We start from the raw sequence: 19,145 nt of genomic DNA on the forward strand, positions 1-19,145 counted from the left end.
GGTGTCAACGAGTGGGATCGGTTCCGCGCGACAGCTCGTCCCAGGAATCGACGGCGTCGACCGGACCGGCCGTCGGCGTCGAGGGCGCGGCATCGGTCGCATAGCGGCGTCCGCCCTTCTTCCAGGCCCGTCCTGTGAGCAGGACCACCACGGATGCTGCGAGCAGGACGACCCATCCGACCAGCGCGATCACCGGCCACGCGGTGGGCACGATGGCCTTCACCACGTCGGACAGGGCGTCACCGCCGGCGAGTCCCGTCGTCTCGGTCACGGTCGAGCGGACGGCGCTCACCGGAGCGGTCAGCAGGAGCTGGAGCGTGGTCCACCCGAGCAGCAGCGCGGTCGCCCCGGCCAGAACCCCGAACACGAGGCGCAGCGCGCGCCCGGTGATCGACAGGGCCGCTCCGAGAGCGAGCACGGCGAGGCTCAGGGGCGCGAGAAGCGGGACCGCGGATGCACCGGGGACGAGGATGTCCGCCCCGGCATCCGCCCGCTGCACCGTCAGCCAGGTCTGCGTCGACGAGATGATGCCGATCGCCCCGCCCAGGAGGAACCCGGAGACGGAGAGCGAGCGCCCTCTGCGCACCAGGTCCATCAGGAGCCCGTCCCGACGACCGCGTCCAGGTCGGTCGTGTCGAAGCAGGTGCGGGTCCCGGTGTGGCACGCGGGGCCGGTCTGCTCGACGAGGAGCAGGATCGCGTCGCCGTCGCAGTCGAGGCGCGCCTCCCGCACGACCTGGATGTGGCCGGAGGTGTCGCCCTTGCGCCAGTACTCCTGACGCGAGCGCGACCAGTAGACGGCGCGACCCGATGTGAGCGTGCGACGCAGCGCCTCGGCATCCACCCAGGCGAGCATGAGGACCTCGCGCGTGTCCCACTGCTGCACGATGACGGGGGCGAGACCGTCGGCGTTGAACGCGACCTGTGCGATGCGCTCCTCGATGTCGCTCATCGGACGAGAACCCCTTCCGCGCGCAGCGCGTCCTTGACGTCGCCGACCGTGAGCGCTCCGGTGTGGAACACGCTCGCGGCGAGAACGGCATCCGCACCCGCCTTGATCGCGGGAGCGAAGTGCGACGCGGCGCCCGCTCCGCCTGACGCGATCACCGGCACGGATGCGGTCTCGCGCATGAGGCGGACGAGTTCGAGATCGAACCCGTCTCTGGTGCCGTCGGCGTCGATCGAGTTCACGAGCAGCTCCCCCGCTCCCCGCTCCGCGGCCTCACGGGCCCACTCCAGCGCATCCAGCGTGGTCTGCTGGCGGCCGCCGTGGGTCGTCACGACGAATCCGGACGGCGTGGTGTCGGCGCGCTTGACGTCGAGGGACAGCACGAGCACCTGCGCCCCGAAGCGGTCGGCGATCTCGCCGATGAGCTCGGGACGGGCGATCGCCGCCGAGTTCACGCCGACCTTGTCGGCGCCGACGGCCAGGAGCCGCGCCACATCGTCGACGCTGCGGACTCCCCCGCCGACGGTGAGGGGGACGAACACCTGCTCCGCGGTGCGCTGCACCACGTCGTACGTCGTGGCCCTGGCGTCGACGGTCGCGGTGACGTCGAGGAAGGTGATCTCGTCAGCCCCCTGCGCCGCATAGTGCCGCGCGAGCTCCACCGGGTCGCCCATGTCACGGAGATTCTCGAAGTTGACGCCCTTGACGACGCGGCCATCGGCCACATCGAGGCACGGGATGACGCGACTGGCGAGCGTCATCAGAGCCTCGCGGCGTGGATGGCGGTGACCAGGATCGCCCGCGCCCCGAGCGCGTAGAGGTCGTCCATCACCTGATTGACGCCACGACTAGGCACCATCACGCGCACGGCGACCCAGGAGGGGTCACGCAGCGGCGAGATGGTCGGGGACTCGCGGCCGGAGGCGATGGCCACGGCCTGGTCGACGAGGCCTGCGGGGAGGTCGTAGTCGAGCAGCACGAACCGCCGCGCGACCATGACGCCGCGCAGACGGCGCAGCAGCGTGTCGGTGCCCTCGGCCTCGCCTGGGCGGCTGATCAGTACAGCCTCGGACTCGAGGATGACCGGACCGAAGATCTCGAGGCCGGCCTGACGCAGCGTCGTGCCGGTGGAGACGACGTCGGCGACGGCATCCGCCACACCGAGCCGCACAGCCGACTCGACCGCGCCGTCGAGCTGGACGAGCTCGGCGTCGACACCGCGCTCGCGGAGGAACGCGCCGACGAGTCCCGGGTATGCGGAGGCGACGCGCACGCCGTTGAGGTCCTCCACGGACGTGAAGCGACCGGGAGGGCCCGCGAAGCGGAACGTCGACCCGCCGAAGCCGAGCTGCTCGATCTCACGCGCAGACCGCTGCACGTCGAGCAGCAGGTCGCGGCCGGTGATGCCCACGTCGAGGGCTCCGGAGGAGACGTAGGTCGCGATGTCACGGGGACGGAGGAAGAAGAACTCGACGTCGTTCTCGGCGTCGATGACGTGCAGGGTCTTCGGGTCGCGACGACCGGCATAGCCGGCCTCCGCGAGCATCTCGGCGGCGGTCTCGGAGAGAGAGCCCTTGTTGGGAACAGCAATGCGCAGCATGATCGGCTTTCAGATCGGATCGGAAGTATCGGAGCGCATCACAGATGTCGGTAGACGTCCGCGAGGGAGAGTCCCTTCGCGATCATCATCACCTGCAGGTGGTACAGCAGCTGCGAGATCTCCTCGGCAGCGGCCTCGTCGGATTCGTACTCGGACGCCATCCACACCTCGGCGGCCTCCTCCACGATCTTCTTGCCGATCGTGTGGACCCCGCCGTCGAGCTCGGCGACCGTACCCGATCCCTCGGGGCGAGTCTCCGCCTTCAGGCTGAGCTCCGCGAACAGTTCGTCGAAAGTCTTCACGGTTCCAGGCTAGCGGCTCTCGCGAGCTCTCTCAGCCGGGTGACGGCCGCCTCGACGTCATCGGCGCCGTAGACCGCCGACCCGGCGACGAACGTGTCGGCGCCGGCGGCCGCGGCGATCTCGATCGTGCTGTCCGCGATGCCGCCGTCGACCTGGAGCCAGACCGAGGATCCGCGGCGCTTCGCCTCATCGGCGAGCCCGCGCAGCTTGGGCATGGTCTCGCCCATGAATCCCTGTCCCCCGAATCCAGGCTCGACCGTCATCACGAGGATCTGGTCGAACTCGTCGAGGATCTCGTAGAGCCCTTCGGCGGGCGTGCCGGGCTTGACCGCCACTCCCGCGCGTGCGCCGATGCTGCGGAGTCGCCGGGCGAGTGCGACCGGATCCGACGCCGCCTCGAGGTGGAAGGTGACGCTGGCCGCCCCCAGCTCGGCGTACCCCGGCGCCCAGCGGTCGGGATCCGTGATCATCAGGTGGACGTCGAGCGGGATCGGGCTCGTCGCCTGGATGCGCTCGACCATCTGCGGCCCGAAGGTGAGGTTCGGCACGAAGTGGTTGTCCATGACGTCGACGTGGGCGAAGTCGGCTGACGCGATCTTCGCGAGGTCGCGCTGCATGTTCACGAAATCCGCGGCGAGGATGCTGGGGTTGATGCGGGGGGCTGCGGGAAGGTCGGCCATGCGCCCATTATCCCTGGTACGGACGAGCCCTTCCCTGCGGCGGCGGACGTCGATCGGGCTACGAAGGCCCCGTCGGCGTCAGAACGGCGTCGCCAGGCGAAGCCCGCGGAGCAGCGCCGCTGTCAGGACCGCTTCCGGATCAGCGCGAGGAACATCGCGTCGGTTCCGTGGCGGTGGGGCCAGAGCTGCACGCGTCCTGACCCGTCGTCGCCGAGATCGATGGGCGAGTCCGACACGTCGGCGAGGATCGCGCGGGCGTCGATCTCCTCGGCATCCGTGCGCGTGCGCAGCACCTCCTGTACGACACCCGTCGTCTCGGCGAGGTGCGGTGAGCAGGTGACGTACGCGACGATCCCACCGGGGACGAGCGCGTCGATCGCTCCCGAGAGCAGCTCGGTCTGCAGGGGCACGAGCTCGGCCACGTCGGCGGGCGACTTGCGCCATCGCGCCTCCGGTCGGCGCCGCAGCGCCCCGAGACCGGTGCAGGGCGCGTCCACGAGGATGCGGTCGAATCGGCCGGGGTGCGCGGCCGTGAAGGCACGACCGTCCTCCTCGTGCACGATCACCTCGCCGGGGACGGGCTCGAGGGCGTTGCGGACGAGACCTGCGCGCGCCGGGACCACTTCGTTGGCCTCGAGAACGGCGCCGTGCTCATGGGCGATCGCCGCCAACAGTGCCGTCTTGCCCCCGGGGCCCGCGCAGAGGTCGAGCCAGCGCTCACCGTCTCTGATCGGGGCCGCGTCGGCCAGGGCGAGGGCGACCAGCTGCGAGCCCTCGTCCTGCACACGGACGGCGCCGCCGGATGCCGAGACGATCCGGTGCGGGTCGCCGCCCGGCGATCCGAACGCCGTCGGAGCGTAGGGACGTCGCGGCTCCCCCGTGGGCGCGAGCCCCGGCAGAGCGACCAGAGTGACCTCGGGCGACAGGTTGTCGGCCTCGAGAAGGGCCTCGAGCTCCTCGGCGCGCCCCTCCGCCGCGAGTGCGCGACGCAGGGCTCGGATGATCCAGACCGGGTGCGCGCTGCGCAGTGCGAGTCGCTCGTCGTCGGAGCGGGCATCGGCCTCGATGCGGTCCTGCCACTCCCCCGGCGTCTCCCTGGAGATGCGGCGCAGCACCGCATTGGCGAAGCTCGCCGCTCCGCGCCCCTGCAGGGAGGCGACCAGGTTGACCGACTCGTTCACCGCGGCGTGCGAGGCGACCCTCGTCGCGAGCAGCTGATGCGTCGCCAGCCGCAGCGCGTCGAGGACGGCCGGATCGATGTCGGATGCCGGTCGATCAGCGGCGGCCGCGATGATGGCGTCGTAGGTGCCGCGACGGCGGAGCGTTCCGTAGGTGAGCTCGGTCGCGAGCGCGGCGTCCTGCGGGTTCAGCTGCGCGTCGGCGATCACGGACGGCAGCATCAGGTTGGCGTAGGCATCGGCATCCGACACGGCGCGCAGCACGTCGTAGGCGACGCGTCGAGCGGGCTGCACGGTCCGCACGGGTCCACGCGGGGACTGGGATCTGTTCTGCGGAGAGGGACGTCGCGGGGAAGACCGTCCGTCACGCTGTCGCTCGCCGCTCACAGCCCTGCTCGCAGACCTTCGGAGCGCTGGCCGCGCCACCAGTCGACGGCGTTCATCGCTCCCTTGCCCGCCGGTTGCACCCGGGTGACCGCAAGTGGCGCCGATCCGGTGCCGATGAGCAGGGCGCTCTTGGTCGAGACGATCTCCCCTGGCTCCAGCGGGTTCTCCGCGGATGGCGCCGCGTCGAGGATCTTCACCCTGACGCCCTCCACGGTCGTGTGGGCTCCCGGTTCGGGAGTCACGCCGCGGAACCTGGAGAACACCTTCTCCAGCGGCTGGGTCCAGTCGAGGAGGCCGTCTTCCAGGGACAGCTTGGGAGCGAAGGACTCCTGCCCGGTCTGCGGAACCGCCCGAGCGGTGCCGTCGGCGATGCCCGCGACGACGTCTGCGGTGAGCGCCGCGCCGTCGATCGCCAGTGCGTCGAGCGCGGCATCCGCCGTCGCATCAGCGGGGACGTCCACCGTGCGCATCGCGAAGACGTCACCGGCGTCGAGGGCGGGAACCAGCTGGAACACGCTCGCCCCGAGCTCGGCGTCTCCGGCGATCAGCGCCCGCTGCACCGGCGCGGCGCCGCGCCAGGCGGGGAGGAGGGAGAAATGCAGGTTGATCCATCCGTGCACCGGCGCGGACAGCAGCGGCTCGCGGACGAGGCCTCCGTACGCCACGATCACGCCGAGTTCCGCGCCGAGGGCGGTGATGGCGGTGGTGGCGGCGTCGTCGAGGCGCGGCGTCTTGATGATCGGGAGGCCGAGCTCGTCGGCGGCCTGGGCCACCGGCGACGGCGTCAGGATCCGCTTGCGTCCGAGCGGCGCATCGGGCCGGGTGACGACCGCGGCGATGTCGTGATCCGCCGCGAGGCGGCGGAGGGTGGGTACGGCAGCCGACGGCGTGCCGGCGAAGACGAGGCGCATGAAAGGTTCTCCGGAAGGGTTAGAGCTCTGGATCGAGGATATCGAGGCGGACCGAGAGCGTGCTGCGGTTCGTGCGTCCCTTGCGGCGACGGGTGCTGACGGCTTCGGCGACGACCGACGCCCGCAGGGTCGCCGCGACACGGCTGCCAGCGCCGTAGTCGAACCGCACGAGAGCACGCACCCGCTGCGGGACGTCATCGGACTCGATGGGCACGGGTCCCAGCACGGCATCCCGGGGCAGGGCGAGTTCGGCCAGCGATTCGAGCGCCCGTGCGACGGCCGCTTGGGTGCCCTCGACCAGGGCGACCCTGGCCGACGGCGGCATGTGCAGGGGGGCGCGCTCGGCGAGTTCGGCGCGCGCATAGCCCGCCTGATTCCAGGTCGCGAGGGCGCGGGCGACCCCACCGTCGACGCCCACGAGATGGACGGGCGCCCCTGGCGCGGCGAGGGCTGCGGCATTGGACCACCAGCGAAGGCAGGCCTCTCCGATGCGGAGATCGGGGGCCTGCAGCATACGAGGACCGTCCAGCAGCACGACGGCGCGGTAGCCGCCGTCTGCCAGCGGCTCCGCTCCCCTGGTCGCGACGACCAGTGCGGGCTTGTCGGCCACGCGCTCTACCGGGTGCGCGCTGTCGGCGACGATCACGCGGATGCCGGGGAACGCACGGCCGAGCTCGTCGGCGGTCCGTTCGCTGCCGGAGGAGGCGAGACGCAGCTGCGTCGACGAGCAGGAGGGGCAGGCCCACGCCCGCGCTCCCCTGCCGCACCAGCCGCACACCGGCACCGCTCCTCGGTGCGCCGCTCCGAGGGGTCCGCCGCAGTGGGCGCATCGCGCAGGGGCTCGGCACTCGGCGCACACGAGCGAGGGGGCGAACCCTGGTCGGGACACCTGCACGAGGACAGGACCCTCGGATGCCGCGGTACGCGCCGAGAGGAAAGCCGAGGACGGCATCCGCTGCGGCGACTGCTGCTCCATCTCCTGCGGGGTGGCGAGGATCACGCGCGGCATGACGCGGCGGGCGGCCCTCACGTCCTGCAGCCACCCGTGCGCGACGAGCCGCTCGACGTCGGTCGTCCGGGTGTGGCCCGCGAAGATGAGCGCGGATCCCTCTTCTCCCTGGCGGAGGAGAGCCACATCTCGAGCGTTCGCATAGGGGGCGAGCGGCTCGCCGAGCAGCGGGTCTCCGTCGTCCCAGATGGCGACGAGACCGGCCCTCGTCGGCGCATAGACCGCGGAACGGTTGCCGACGACGATGCACGGCGCGTCCTCGAGAGAGCGGAGGAACGAGCGGTAGCGGTCGGGGTTCGTCTGCCGTGAGTCGTAACGCGCGACAGCCTCCGCCGGCACGAGTCGTTCGAGAGCGGCGAGGAGCCGATCCAGGTCCCGGTGGTCGGGGACCACGAGGATGCTCGAACGGCCGGACGCCAGCATCCTCGTCGCCGCCGAAGCCAGCAGCAGAGCCCACCCCGGCGTGTCCGCCTGCAGCTGGGGAATGGCCTCGACGGCTGCGCGACCGCCGTCATCGAGCACGTCGGCGAGGCCGTCGTAGGCGGAGACCACGTCGTCGGCGCTGGCCTGCGCGTCGGCGGAGGGGATGACGGCGGGCGCATCCGCCGTCCAGGCCTTCTCAACGCGGACCTGACGCTTCGGGATCACGAGCCGGAGGACGTCGGATGCCGAGCCCGCCGCACGGTCGGCGACCCGGCGGGCGAGGCTGTGCAGACGCTCGGGGAGGACGGCGACCGTCGACACGATGCTGTCCACCTCGGACAGCGGGCGATCCGCGTCGTCCTCCGTGTCGATCTCGACGACGTACCCGTCGATCACGCGTCCTGCGGTGCGCAGCGGCACCCGGACGCGCACCCCGAGCGGCACGTCGCCGAGCGCGTCGGGCAGCGAGTAGTCGAAGAGCCGATCGAGCTGCGGCAGCGGCGAGTCCAGGAGCACGCGCGCGATGCGTCGGCTCTGCGTCGTCATCAGAGGCGACTCGCCGTCAGAGCCCGGCGGCGCGACGAAGCTCTTCGGCGCGGTCGGTGCGCTCCCACGTGAAATCGGGCAGCTCGCGGCCGAAGTGCCCGTAGGCGGCGGTCTGCGCGTAGATCGGACGCAGGAGGTCGAGCTCCTCGATGATCGCCTGCGGGCGCAGATCGAAGACCTTCGTGATCGCGGCGATGATGGCGTCGTCCGACACCGCACCGGTGCCGAACGTCTCGACGTACAGGCCGACGGGGCGCGCGACGCCGATCGCGTAGGCGACCTGCACTTCGAGCCGCTCTGCGAGACCCGCCGCCACGGCGTTCTTCGCGACCCAGCGGGTCGCGTACGCGCCGGAGCGGTCGACCTTGGACGGGTCCTTGCCGCTGAAGGCACCGCCGCCGTGCCTCGCGGCGCCGCCGTAGGTGTCGATGATGATCTTGCGTCCGGTCAGACCGGCATCGCCCTTCGGTCCTCCGGTCACGAACGGACCGGCGGGGTTGATGTAGAAGGTGACGTCGTCGAGGTCGAGGCCCGTCGTCGCCAGCACAGGATCGATGACGTGCTCGCGGACCTGCGCCTTGAGGTCGTCCTGGGAGATGTCGGGATTGTGCTGCGTGGACAGCACGACGGCGTCGACGGTCTTCGGCGTGAAGCCGTCGTAGCCCAGCGTGACCTGGGTCTTGCCGTCGGGGCGCAGGAACGGCAGCAGCCCGGTTCGGCGGACCTCGGTCAGGCGCTCCGCGAGGCGGTGCGCCGTCCACGCGGCCATCGGCATGAGCTGCGGCGTCTCGTTCGTCGCGAAGCCGAACATGATGCCCTGGTCTCCTGCGCCGAGACCGTCCAGCGGGTCGGTCGACGTGCCATCGCGGTGCTCCTGTGCGTTGTCGACGCCGCTCGCGATGTCGCCCGACTGCTCGCCCACCGAGACGCTCACGCCGCACGAGGAGCCGTCGAAGCCCGTGTCGCTCGAGGTGTAGCCGATGCCGTTCACGACATCGCGGACGATCGTGGGGATGTCGACGTACGCCTCGGTGCGGATCTCGCCGGCGACGTGGACGAGGCCGGTCGTGACCAGCGTCTCCACGGCGACGCGGGAGCCCGGATCCTTGGCGAGAAGCGCGTCGAGGATGCTGTCGGAGATCTGGTCGCAGATCTTGTCCGGGTGCCCTTCGGTGACGGACTCGGACGTGAACAGACGCAGCGCGCTCATCAGGACTCCAGAACGGGATCGAAGGGTGTGAGGGTGTGAACCCATTCTGAACCGCGCCGCCGACAATGCGGCGGCGCGGCTCCGAATATCACTCTGCGTGACGCAGGCGGAGCTTGTCCTCGTTGATCTCGTGCAGCGCGATGGTCAGCGGCTTGTCCTCGACGGACGAGTCGACGAGCGGCCCCACGTTGTCGAAGAGGTTGCCCTCGTGCAGGTCGGAGTAGTAGTCGTTGATCTGACGCGCGCGCTTCGCCGCGTAGATGACGAGCTCGTACTTGGAGTCGACACGGTCGAGCAGGTTGTCGATGGGGGGATCGATGATGCCCTTGTTGTGGTGTCCGGCCATGATGGGACCTCCTGATAAGGCGACGGGTTCGTCGCGAAGACGGTGCAATGGGCGCGCGACCCTTCGACAAGCTCAGGGACCATCGAACAGCTGATGCCTCTGGTCAGCGCGCAGAGCCTGAGGACAATTCTACGACCTCCGCGGCCGCGGTGGCGACGTCCTCGTTCACGATGAGGTGATCGAACTCGTTCTGGGCGGCGAGTTCCACCTTCGCGGTGCGCAGGCGGCGGGCCCTCTCCTCGGCGTTCTCGGTGCCGCGGCCGACGAGGCGGTGGACGAGTTCGTCCCAGGTCGGCGGCAGCAGGAAGATCAGCGTCGCGGCCGGCTCGGCCTTGCGCACCTGGCGCGCTCCCTGCAGATCGATCTCGAGGAGGACGGTCCTGCCATCGGCCAGCGCGGCGTCGATCGGTGCACGCGGGGTGCCGTAACGGGACCGGTTGTGCACGACCGCGTACTCGAGGAGCTCGCCCTCGGCGATGAGACGGTCGAACTCCGCATCGTCGACGAAGTAGTAGTGCACGCCGTCGATCTCACCGGGGCGCGGGGCGCGGGTCGTCGCGGACACCGACAGGTGGATCTCGGGGTTGTTCTCACGGATGTGCGCCGCGACCGTGCCCTTGCCGACCGCGGTGGGGCCGGCCAGCACGAGCAGACGGCTGCGTCCCCCTCGCGGCTCTAGCACGGGGAAGCGCCCGTCGAGCCACTCGGCCAGCACGACGCGCTGCCGCACGCCGAGACCCCCCAGGCGCTTCACCGGCGAGATCTGCAGCTCGTCCAGAATGCGGTCGCGCTTGCCGGCGCCGATAGCGGGCAGCGCCAGCAGGAAGTCGGTGATCCGCATGGATCCCTCGACCGAGTCGGCGTCGGCGATCGCGCGCTCCAGGACCTTCTGCGGCGTGATCACGCGCATGGTGAGGTCGCGCTTGAGCGAGGCGCGCGCGCGGCGGCGCTCGACGGCCCGGCGCGCTGCGGCTGCCCGATCGACCTCGGGTACGGAACGGTTCTCAGCCACGTGTCGACTCCGAGTACTCTGCGACGCGAGCGTCGATGGCGGCGGACAGGCCGTCGGGGCCTGCCGAGAGGATGCTGCGGCTCTCGCTCGCGATGACGGCGTCGCTCATCGGTCCGAACCGGGCGACGAGATCGGCAGGCGTCGCCCCCTGTGCGCCGAAGCCGGGTGCGAGGAGGGGTGCGACCGGGGAGAACGCGGAGATCCCGGCATCCGCCCAGTCGACGGTGGCGCCGACGACGAATCCGACGTCGCCCCACTCCCCTGCCTGCACGGTCTCCCGGTTGCGGGCCGACACGTCGGCGATGATGTCGGCGGATACGGTTCTGCCTGTCGCCGACACCGACCGCTGCAGCAGCTCGGCCTCCGTGTTGCTCGTGGAGGCGAGGACGAAGAGCCCCTTGCCACCCCCGGCCGCGAGGTCGAACGCGCCGTCCAGTGCCCCGACGCCGAGGAAGGGGTTCACGGTGAGCGCATCTACTTCCAGCGGGGAGCCCGGAGTGAGCCAGGCGGCCGCGTAGGCATCCATCGTCGTGCCGATGTCGCCGCGCTTGGCGTCCGCGATCACGATCAGGTCCGCCGCTCTCGCCGCGGCGAGCACGTCTTCCAGAGCGGCGATCCCCTGCGAGCCGAACCGCTCGAAGAACGACACCTGCGGCTTCACGATGCCCACACGATCGGCTGCGGCATCCACCGTCCGCAGACCGAACTCTCGCACGCCGTCCGCATCCTGGGGCAGACCCCACGCGTCGAGCAGTGCCGCATGCGGGTCGATGCCCACGCAGAGCGGGCCCCGTGCGGTCAGCGCCGCACGGACCCGCTCGCCGAAGCGTTCGCTCACACCGTCGCCTTCCGGTCGATGGCGTACTCCTGCAGGCTGCGGACCTCGAACCCCTCGTGCGCGGCGTCCATTCCGCTCACGGCTGCGCCCAGCACCGCCATGGTCGTGAAAAGCGCCTTGTCCGCGGCGACAGCCGCCGCGCGGATCTCGTAGCCGTCGGCGCGCGCGGCCCCACCGGAGGGCGTGTTCACGACGATGTCGATCTCGCCCTCGTTGATGAGGTCGACGATGTTCCGCGCTCCGGACTCCTGGGTCTCGCTGTACTTCTCCACCACGGTCACCGCGATGCCGTTGCGGGACAGGATCTCTGCGGTGCCCTCGGTCGCGACGATCGTGAACCCGAGCTGCTGCAGACGGTGCGCCGGAAGGATCACCGCGCGCTTGTCGGAGTCGGCCACCGAGATGAACACCGTGCCCGAGGTCGGCATGCCGCCGTATGCGGCTGCCTGGCTCTTCGCGAACGCCGTCGGGAAGTCGCGGTCAATGCCCATGACCTCGCCGGTCGAGCGCATCTCCGGGCCGAGGATCGAGTCGACGGTCTTGCCGTCGGCCGTGCGGAACCGCTTGAACGGCAGCACGGCCTCCTTGACGGCGACCGGGGAGCCGAGCGGCACGCGCGATCCGTCCTGCGCGGGGAGCATCCCCTCGCCCTTCAGTTCCGCGATCGTGGAGCCCGCCATGATGCGGCTGGCGGCCTTCGCGAGCGGGATCCCGAGCGCCTTGGAGACGAACGGCACCGTGCGGCTCGCGCGCGGGTTCGCCTCGATCACGTAGAGCACGCCGGCGCTGATCGCGAACTGCACGTTGAGCAGACCGCGCACCCCCACGCCCTCGGCGATGGCCAGCGTCGCCTCACGGACACGGTCGACGTCGGCGCGGCCGAGCGACACGGGGGGCAGGGTGCAGCTGGAGTCGCCGGAGTGGATGCCGGCCTCCTCCAGGTGCTCCATCACGCCGCCGATGTACAGCTCGACGCCGTCGTACAACGCGTCGACGTCCAGCTCGATCGCGTCGTCGAGGAAGCGGTCGACCAGGAGCGGCTTGCCCTCCTCGATCACGACCTCCCCCGCGGTGCGGACGAAGTAGTCGCGCAGTGCATCGGTGCCGTAGACGATCTCCATGCCGCGTCCGCCGAGCACGAAGCTCGGGCGCACGAGCACGGGATAGCCGATCTCCTCGGCCACGGCCACGGCTCCGTCCGCGTCGATCGCGGTGCCGTGGCGCGGCGCCAGGAGGCCCGCCTTGTCGAGGAGCTGCGAGAACAGCTCGCGCTCCTCGGCGATGTCGATCGCGGCGGGGCTGGTCCCGAGCACGGTGTACCCGGCCGCCTCGATGCCCTTGGCGAGGCCGAGGGGCGTCTGGCCGCCGAGCTGGCAGACGACACCGAGGATCGTGCCGCTCGCAGCCTCGGCGTCGAGCACCTCGAGCACGTCCTCGAGCGTCAGCGGCTCGAAGTAGAGGCGGTCGGAGGTGTCGTAGTCGGTGGACACGGTCTCCGGGTTGCAGTTGACCATGACGGTCTCGAACCCGGCGTCCGACAGCGCGAAGGACGCGTGGACGCAGGAGTAGTCGAACTCGACGCCCTGACCGATGCGGTTCGGACCGGACCCGATGATGACGATCTTGGTCCGCTCGGACGGCGCCACCTCCGACTCGAAGTCGTAGCTCGAGTAGTGGTACGGCGTGAGCGCGGGGAACTCGCCTGCGCAGGTGTCGACCGTCTTGTACACGGGGCGGATGCCCAGTCCGTGGCGCACGCCGCGGACCTCGGCCTCCGTCGCGCCGCGGAGCTGCGCCAGCTGGGCGTCGGAGAAGCCGTGCTCCTTCGCGTAGCGGAGGGTGGCGGCATCCAGCTCGTCCGCGGTGCGGACGAGCTCGGCGACCTCGTTGATCAGGACGATCTGGTCGAGGAACCACGGATCGATGGCCGTGGCCTCGAAGGCCTGCTCGACGGTGGCGCCCTTGCGCAGCGCCTGCTGCAGCGTGACGATGCGACCGTCGGTCGGAATCTTCGAGATCTCCAGGAGCTCGTCGACCGTGCGGTCCTCCGCGCCCCAGTGGAAGCTCGATCCGCGCTTCTCGAGCGAGCGCAGCGCCTTCTGCAGCGCCGTCGCGTAGTTGCGGCCGATGGCCATCGCCTCGCCGACCGACTTCATGGTCGTGGTGAGCGTGGCGTCGGCCGCGGGGAACTTCTCGAAGGCGAAGCGCGGGACCTTCACCACGACGTAGTCGAGCGTGGGCTCGAAGCTCGCCGGGGTGACCCCGGTGATGTCGTTCGGGATCTCGTCGAGGCGGTATCCCAGAGCGAGCTTGGCCGCGAGCTTCGCGATGGGGAAGCCCGTCGCCTTCGAGGCGAGCGCGCTCGACCGCGAGACGCGCGGGTTCATCTCGATGACGATGATGCGTCCGTTGGAGGGGTCGACGGCGAACTGGATGTTGCAGCCGCCCGTGTCGACGCCCACGGCGCGGATGATGTCGATGCCGATGTCGCGGAGCTTCTGGTACTCGCGGTCGGTGAGCGTGAGGGCGGGGGCCACCGTGATGGAGTCGCCCGTGTGCACGCCGACGGGGTCGACGTTCTCGATGGAGCAGACCACGACCGTGTTGTCGGCCGTGTCGCGCATGAGCTCGAGCTCGTACTCCTTCCAGCCGAGGATGGACTCCTCCAGGAGCACCTCGGTGGTCGGCGAGTCCCGCAGACCCGCGCCGCCGATGCGACGGAGGTCCTCTTCGTCGTATGCGAAGCCGGAGCCGAGGCCGCCCATCGTGAACGAAGGCCGGACCACCAGCGGGTACCCGAGCTCGGCGGCGCCCGCGAGCAGGTCGTCCATCGTGTGCGCGATGACGCTGCGTGCGACGTCGGCACCGGCGTCGAGGACGAGCTGCTTGAAGATCTGGCGGTCCTCGCCCTTCTTGATGGCATCGACCTTGGCGCCGATCAGCTCGACGTCGTACTTGGCGAGGATGCCGCGGGCGTCCAGCTCCATCGCGGCGTTGAGGGCGGTCTGTCCGCCGAGGGTCGGGAGGATGGCGTCGGGCCGCTCCTTCGCGATGATCGTCTCGATGACCTCGGGGGTGATCGGCTCGATGTACGTCGCGTCCGCGAAGTCGGGGTCGGTCATGATCGTCGCCGGGTTCGAGTTGACGAGGATGACGCGGACGCCCTCCTCGCGGAGTACGCGGCACGCCTGGGTGCCGGAGTAGTCGAACTCGCAGGCCTGACCGATGACGATCGGGCCGGATCCGATGACGAGGACGGAGGTGATGTCGTCGCGCTTGGGCATTACTTGGCGTCCTTGTTCTCGCGGACCATCGCCGCGAATCGGTCGAAGAGGTAGTTGGCGTCGTGCGGTCCGGCCGCGGCCTCCGGGTGGTACTGCACGGAGAACGCGGGGATGTCGAGGGCGCGCAGGCCCTCCACAACGTTGTCGTTGAGGCCGATGTGGCTGACCTCGACCTTGCCGTAGCCGTTGGGGCTGTCGAACGCGCCGTCCAGGGGCGCCTCGACGGCGAAGCCGTGGTTGTGAGCGGTGATCTCGACGCGCCCTGTGGACTTGTCGAGGACGGGCTGGTTGATGCCGCGGTGCCCGAACGGGAGCTTGTACGTGCCCAGACCGAGCGCGCGCCCCAGCAGCTGGTTGCCGAAGCAGATGCCGAAGAACGGCAGTCCGTCGTCGAGCACGCTGCGGAGCAGCCCGACGTGCGCGTCGGAGGCGGCGGGGTCACCGGGTCCGTTCGAGTAGAAGACCGCGACGGGGTCGACCGCGCGGATGTCGTCGATCGTCGAGTTCTGCGGCAGCACGTGCACCTCGAAGCCGCGGGCCGCGAGGTTGTCGATCGTGGCCTGCTTGACGCCGAGGTCGAGCACGGCGAGATTGCCGATGCGCTGTCCCATCGCCGAGGTCACCGTGGCGACGTCGACCGACACCTGAGCGGACAGGTTCTGCCCAGCCATCTGCGGCGCCTCGCGGACGATGCGCACCTGCTCCTCCGCGTCGAGACCGGCGGCCTCTCCCGAGAAGATGCCGCCGCGCATGGAGCCGGCCGACCGGATGTGACGGGTGATGGAACGGGTGTCGATGCCGCTGATGCCGACCACGCCGTCCTCGACGAGCGTCTCATCGAGCGAGGCGTTTGCACGCCAGTTCGAGACGACGCGCGAAGGGTCGCGCACGATGTACCCGGCCACCCAGATCCGTCGGGACTCGGGGTCCTCGTCGTTCATGCCGGTGTTGCCGATGTGCGGTGCCGTCTGCAGCACGATCTGGCCCGCATAGGACGGGTCGGTGAGCGTCTCCTGGTATCCGGACATGCCGGTCGCGAACACGACCTCTCCGAGCGTCGTGCCGATGGCTCCGTACGCGCGGCCGGTGTGGCGGGTGCCGTCTTCGAGGACGAGGACGGCGGGTTCTGGCAGGGAGGTCATGATGTGGCTCCTGAATCGGGGGCGGCGGGGACGATCCGCTGCAGTTCGGTGATGAAGGTGGTGGGGTCGCCGTCGGCGACGCGCAGATAGGAGTCGACGATCGTGTCGTCGTCGGCGTTCCAGGCGACTCGGACCAGACCGCCCGGCTCGACGACGCGGTCGATCGTGACCGTCGCGCGGTCGACCGAGACGAGTCGGGATGCCGCGACGAAGACCGTCGGAGCCCCGTCGAGGCAGAGTGCGAGTCCGCGGTCGGTGACGGCCGCCTCGCCTCGGGCCCGGTACGCCAGTGGGGAGATGGTCAGCCGTTCGAGAGGCTGATCGTGCTTCGTGGTCGAGACGTAGAGCACCTCGCGGCGATGGGTGACCTCTGCGTGCTCGGGGACCCCGAGCGGAGCGGAGAGCCCCGAGTCCCGACGAAGACGTCGACGCCATGCGAACGTCATCGCGCCCAGCACCAGCAGCGCCAGGACGATCGTGAGGGCGATCGCCACCTCGCGGGTCACGCGCCGAGCTCCGCGACCACTGCGCCGTCGGCGACCGTCACGACGCCGCCGTGCACGGTGAACTGCACGCGCCCCGGCAGGTCGCGGCCCAGGTAGGGCGAGTTCACGCTGCGGCCGTGCAGGTCGGACTCCGTGAACACCCCGGCGATCGAGGCGTCGTAGAGCGCGAGCTGCGCGGGCTGCCCGACCTCCAGCGGCGTGCCGTGGCCCGACAGACGGCCGATCCTCGCCGGCGCGGCGCTCATGACCCTGGCGACGTCCGCCCAGCCGATGAGGCCGGTCTGCACCATCGACTGGTGCACGACCCGCAGTGCGCTCTCCAGACCCACCATGCCGTTGGCCGCGGCCTGCCACTCGCACGCCTTGTGCTCGCTGGGGTGCGGGGCGTGGTCCGTGGCGACGATGTCGATCGTGCCGTCGGCGAGGCCCTCGCGCACGGCCAGCACGTCCTCCTGACGACGCAGCGGCGGGTTGACCTTGTACCGCGCGTCGTAGCCGCGCACCAGTTCGTCCGTGAGGAGCAGGTGATGCGGGGTGACCTCGGCGGTGACGTTGATGCCCCGCTTCTTCGCCCAGCGGATGATGTCCACTGATCCGGCGGTCGAGAGATGGCAGACGTGCAGCCGGGAGCCGACGTGCTCGGCGAGCAGCACGTCGCGCGCGATGATCGACTCCTCGGCGACCGCGGGCCAGCCGGCGAGTCCGAGCTCGGCGGAGACCGAGCCCTCGTTCATCTGCGCACCCTCGGTGAGGCGAGGATCCTGTGCGTGCTGGGCGATGACGCCGTCGAACGACTTCACGTACTCCAGCGCCCTGCGCATGATCAGCGGATCGAAGACGCAGAAGCCGTCGTCGCTGAAGACCCGCACCTGCGCCCTGGACGTCGCCATGGCGCCGAGTTCGGCGAGGCGTTCGCCCTTCTGGCCGACGGTGACCGCGCCGATCGGCTGGACGGTCGCATAGCCGGCGGCCTCGCCGAGGGCGAGCTCCTGCTCGACGACGCCGGCGGTGTCGGCGACGGGCGAGGTGTTCGGCATGGCGAAGACCGCCGTGAATCCGCCGGCAGCCGCAGCGCGGGTACCGGTGAGGATCGTCTCGGAAGCCTCGTAGCCGGGTTCGCGGAGGTGGGTGTGCAGATCGACGAGACCGGGCAGTGCCACCAGCCCTGCGGCGTCGATCACGCGAGCACCCGCGCGGGTGAGGCCGGAGCCGATCTCGGAGATCACCCCGTTCTCCACGATGATGTCGGCGCTCTCGGCACCGAGAAGCTGCGCGCCGGTGATGACGAGGGTCTCGCTCACAGGTCTCCCCCTCGTTCGTCGTCTCGTTCCCCTGCCAGCAGCAGGTACAGCACAGCCATCCGGATGGACACTCCGTTCGCCACCTGCTCCAGCACGGTGGAACGCGCGGAGTCGGCGGCTTCAGAGGAGATCTCCAACCCGCGGTTCATGGGCCCGGGGTGCATCACAATGCTACCGTCCGGGAGACCGGCCACGCGCAGTGCGTCGAGGCCCCAGCGCCTGGAATACTCCCGCTCAGTCGGGAAATACGCGGCGTTCATGCGTTCCAGCTGGATGCGCAGCATCATCACGGCGTCCGGCCCATCGGCCAGCGCCTGATCGAGGTCGTAGACGACCTTCGCCGGCCAGAGGGAGACGTTCTGCGGAACGAGGGTCGGCGGCGAGACCAGAGTGACCTCCGCACCCAGGGTGCTGAGCAGCCAGACGTTGGAGCGAGCGACCCGCGAGTGCAGCACGTCGCCGACGATGACCACGCGGATGCCGCTGAGATCGCGCCCGCGGCTGTCGGCGCCGAACCGGCGCTTGCGGATCGTGTACGCGTCCAGGAGAGCCTGCGTGGGGTGCTCGTGCGTGCCGTCGCCGGCATTCACGACACCTGCGGAGATCCACCCGCTGGTGGCGAGCGTCTGCGGCGCGCCCGACGAGGGGTGCCGCACGACGACGGCATCCGCTCCGATGGCCTCGAGGGTCTGCGCGGTGTCCTTCAGGCTCTCGCCCTTGGACACGCTCGACCCCTTCGCGGCGAAGTTGATGACGTCGGCGGAGAGGCGCTTGGCTGCGGCCTCGAACGAGATGCGGGTGCGCGTGGAGTCCTCGAAGAAGAGGTTCACGACGGTCTTGCCACGCAGGGTCGGCAGCTTCTTGACCTCGCGCGACTGGGTGTCGGCCATGTCCTCGGCGACGTCGAGGATGCGCAGGGCGGTCGCCCTGTCGAGGTTCTTGGTGTCGAGCAGGTGCCTCATGCCTCGATCGTCACCTCCTCGGCGCCGTCGTTCTCGATCAGACGCACGTTGACGCGCTCCTGACGGGAGGACGGGATGTTCTTGCCGATGAAGTCGGGGCGGATGGGCAGCTCACGGTGCCCACGATCGATGAGGATCGCGAGACGGACGATCGACGGCCGCCCTATCGACTGCAGGGCGTCGAGGGCCGCGCGGATGCTGCGTCCGGAGAAGAGCACGTCGTCCACGAGCACCACGGTCTTGCCGTCGATGCCGCCCGCCGGGATCTCGGTGGGATGCGGAGACCGCGTCGGATGCTTCGAGAGGTCATCGCGGAACAGCGTGACGTCGAGCGCACCGGAGGGCACCGGCGTCTGGGCGATCTCGCTGATCACGAGCGCGAGGCGACGGGCGAGGGTGACTCCGCGGGTCGGGATGCCCAGGAGGACGAGGTCCTCGGCGCCTCGATTGGACTCGAGGATCTCGTGGGCGATGCGGGTCAGAGCCCGCGAGATGTCGGCATGGTGCAGCACAGTGCGTGCACTCATCAGCCACTCCCTTCTCCGCCTCACAGGACGGTC

The 19,145-nt window shown here is 70.2% G+C and carries 19 protein-coding genes; all 19 read right to left on the reverse strand.

Going from position 1 to position 19,145, the window contains the following annotated elements:
• Positions 1-4: 4 nt before the first annotated feature.
• A complete protein-coding gene (locus tag ACFY5A_RS14560) occupies positions 5-595 on the reverse strand; it encodes a Trp biosynthesis-associated membrane protein (protein ID WP_341942146.1) in 591 nt (196 codons plus the stop codon).
• Positions 595-951: a phosphoribosyl-AMP cyclohydrolase gene (gene hisI / locus ACFY5A_RS14565; protein WP_341942145.1), complete on the reverse strand. Its 357-nt coding sequence runs from the start codon at positions 949-951 to the stop codon at positions 595-597. Before hisI ends, ACFY5A_RS14560 begins: the two co-directional genes overlap by 1 nt.
• On the reverse strand, positions 948-1,709 hold the full coding sequence (gene hisF / locus ACFY5A_RS14570; RefSeq protein ID WP_105676295.1) for an imidazole glycerol phosphate synthase subunit HisF: 762 nt from the start codon (positions 1,707-1,709) through the stop codon (positions 948-950). Before hisF ends, hisI begins: the two co-directional genes overlap by 4 nt.
• Positions 1,709-2,548, reverse strand: a complete 840-nt coding sequence (gene hisG, locus ACFY5A_RS14575; RefSeq protein WP_387235055.1) for an ATP phosphoribosyltransferase — start codon at positions 2,546-2,548, stop codon at positions 1,709-1,711. The genes hisF and hisG overlap by 1 nt, the downstream gene beginning before the upstream one ends.
• A gap of 38 nt (positions 2,549-2,586) precedes the next feature.
• The gene (locus tag ACFY5A_RS14580; RefSeq protein ID WP_105676298.1) at positions 2,587-2,850 is read right to left on the reverse strand and encodes a phosphoribosyl-ATP diphosphatase; all 264 of its coding nucleotides are present in this window, start codon (positions 2,848-2,850) and stop codon (positions 2,587-2,589) included.
• Positions 2,847-3,530, reverse strand: coding sequence for a ribulose-phosphate 3-epimerase (rpe, locus tag ACFY5A_RS14585; RefSeq protein ID WP_387235058.1), 684 nt, complete (start codon positions 3,528-3,530; stop codon positions 2,847-2,849). The genes ACFY5A_RS14580 and rpe overlap by 4 nt, the downstream gene beginning before the upstream one ends.
• A 122-nt stretch (positions 3,531-3,652) precedes the next feature.
• On the reverse strand, positions 3,653-5,002 hold the full coding sequence (locus ACFY5A_RS14590) for an RsmB/NOP family class I SAM-dependent RNA methyltransferase (RefSeq protein ID WP_387235962.1): 1,350 nt from the start codon (positions 5,000-5,002) through the stop codon (positions 3,653-3,655).
• Between the two features lie 89 nt (positions 5,003-5,091).
• A complete protein-coding gene (gene fmt / locus ACFY5A_RS14595) occupies positions 5,092-6,006 on the reverse strand; it encodes a methionyl-tRNA formyltransferase (RefSeq protein WP_387235061.1) in 915 nt (304 codons plus the stop codon).
• 19 nt (positions 6,007-6,025) lie between these two features.
• On the reverse strand, positions 6,026-7,984 hold the full coding sequence (locus ACFY5A_RS14600) for a primosomal protein N' (RefSeq protein ID WP_387235064.1): 1,959 nt from the start codon (positions 7,982-7,984) through the stop codon (positions 6,026-6,028).
• Between the two features lie 16 nt (positions 7,985-8,000).
• Positions 8,001-9,194: a methionine adenosyltransferase gene (gene metK, locus ACFY5A_RS14605; RefSeq protein ID WP_344010078.1), complete on the reverse strand. Its 1,194-nt coding sequence runs from the start codon at positions 9,192-9,194 to the stop codon at positions 8,001-8,003.
• 88 nt (positions 9,195-9,282) lie between these two features.
• Positions 9,283-9,540 (reverse strand): DNA-directed RNA polymerase subunit omega, encoded by a 258-nt coding sequence (gene rpoZ / locus ACFY5A_RS14610; protein WP_045258544.1) that lies wholly within the window; start codon positions 9,538-9,540, stop codon positions 9,283-9,285.
• A gap of 103 nt (positions 9,541-9,643) precedes the next feature.
• Positions 9,644-10,552: a guanylate kinase gene (gene gmk, locus ACFY5A_RS14615; protein WP_341942138.1), complete on the reverse strand. Its 909-nt coding sequence runs from the start codon at positions 10,550-10,552 to the stop codon at positions 9,644-9,646.
• Entirely contained in the window at positions 10,545-11,390 is an 846-nt protein-coding gene (gene pyrF / locus ACFY5A_RS14620) for an orotidine-5'-phosphate decarboxylase (RefSeq protein ID WP_387235068.1), read from the reverse strand. The genes gmk and pyrF overlap by 8 nt, the downstream gene beginning before the upstream one ends.
• The gene (gene carB / locus ACFY5A_RS14625) at positions 11,387-14,674 is read right to left on the reverse strand and encodes a carbamoyl-phosphate synthase large subunit (RefSeq protein WP_387235071.1); all 3,288 of its coding nucleotides are present in this window, start codon (positions 14,672-14,674) and stop codon (positions 11,387-11,389) included. The genes pyrF and carB overlap by 4 nt, the downstream gene beginning before the upstream one ends.
• Positions 14,674-15,816, reverse strand: coding sequence for a glutamine-hydrolyzing carbamoyl-phosphate synthase small subunit (gene carA, locus ACFY5A_RS14630; RefSeq protein ID WP_105676312.1), 1,143 nt, complete (start codon positions 15,814-15,816; stop codon positions 14,674-14,676). Before carA ends, carB begins: the two co-directional genes overlap by 1 nt.
• On the reverse strand, positions 15,813-16,322 hold the full coding sequence (locus ACFY5A_RS14635; protein ID WP_341942135.1) for a hypothetical protein: 510 nt from the start codon (positions 16,320-16,322) through the stop codon (positions 15,813-15,815). The genes carA and ACFY5A_RS14635 overlap by 4 nt, the downstream gene beginning before the upstream one ends.
• Positions 16,319-17,623: a dihydroorotase gene (locus ACFY5A_RS14640; RefSeq protein WP_341942134.1), complete on the reverse strand. Its 1,305-nt coding sequence runs from the start codon at positions 17,621-17,623 to the stop codon at positions 16,319-16,321. Before ACFY5A_RS14640 ends, ACFY5A_RS14635 begins: the two co-directional genes overlap by 4 nt.
• A complete protein-coding gene (locus ACFY5A_RS14645) occupies positions 17,620-18,585 on the reverse strand; it encodes an aspartate carbamoyltransferase catalytic subunit (RefSeq protein ID WP_387235076.1) in 966 nt (321 codons plus the stop codon). Before ACFY5A_RS14645 ends, ACFY5A_RS14640 begins: the two co-directional genes overlap by 4 nt.
• The gene (pyrR, locus tag ACFY5A_RS14650) at positions 18,582-19,112 is read right to left on the reverse strand and encodes a bifunctional pyr operon transcriptional regulator/uracil phosphoribosyltransferase PyrR (protein WP_105676318.1); all 531 of its coding nucleotides are present in this window, start codon (positions 19,110-19,112) and stop codon (positions 18,582-18,584) included. The genes ACFY5A_RS14645 and pyrR overlap by 4 nt, the downstream gene beginning before the upstream one ends.
• Between the last annotated feature and the right edge of the window lie 33 nt (positions 19,113-19,145).

It is taken from the genome of Microbacterium sp. NPDC012755 (assembly GCF_042901325.1).
Taxonomy (GTDB): Bacteria; Actinomycetota; Actinomycetes; order Actinomycetales; family Microbacteriaceae; genus Microbacterium; species Microbacterium natoriense.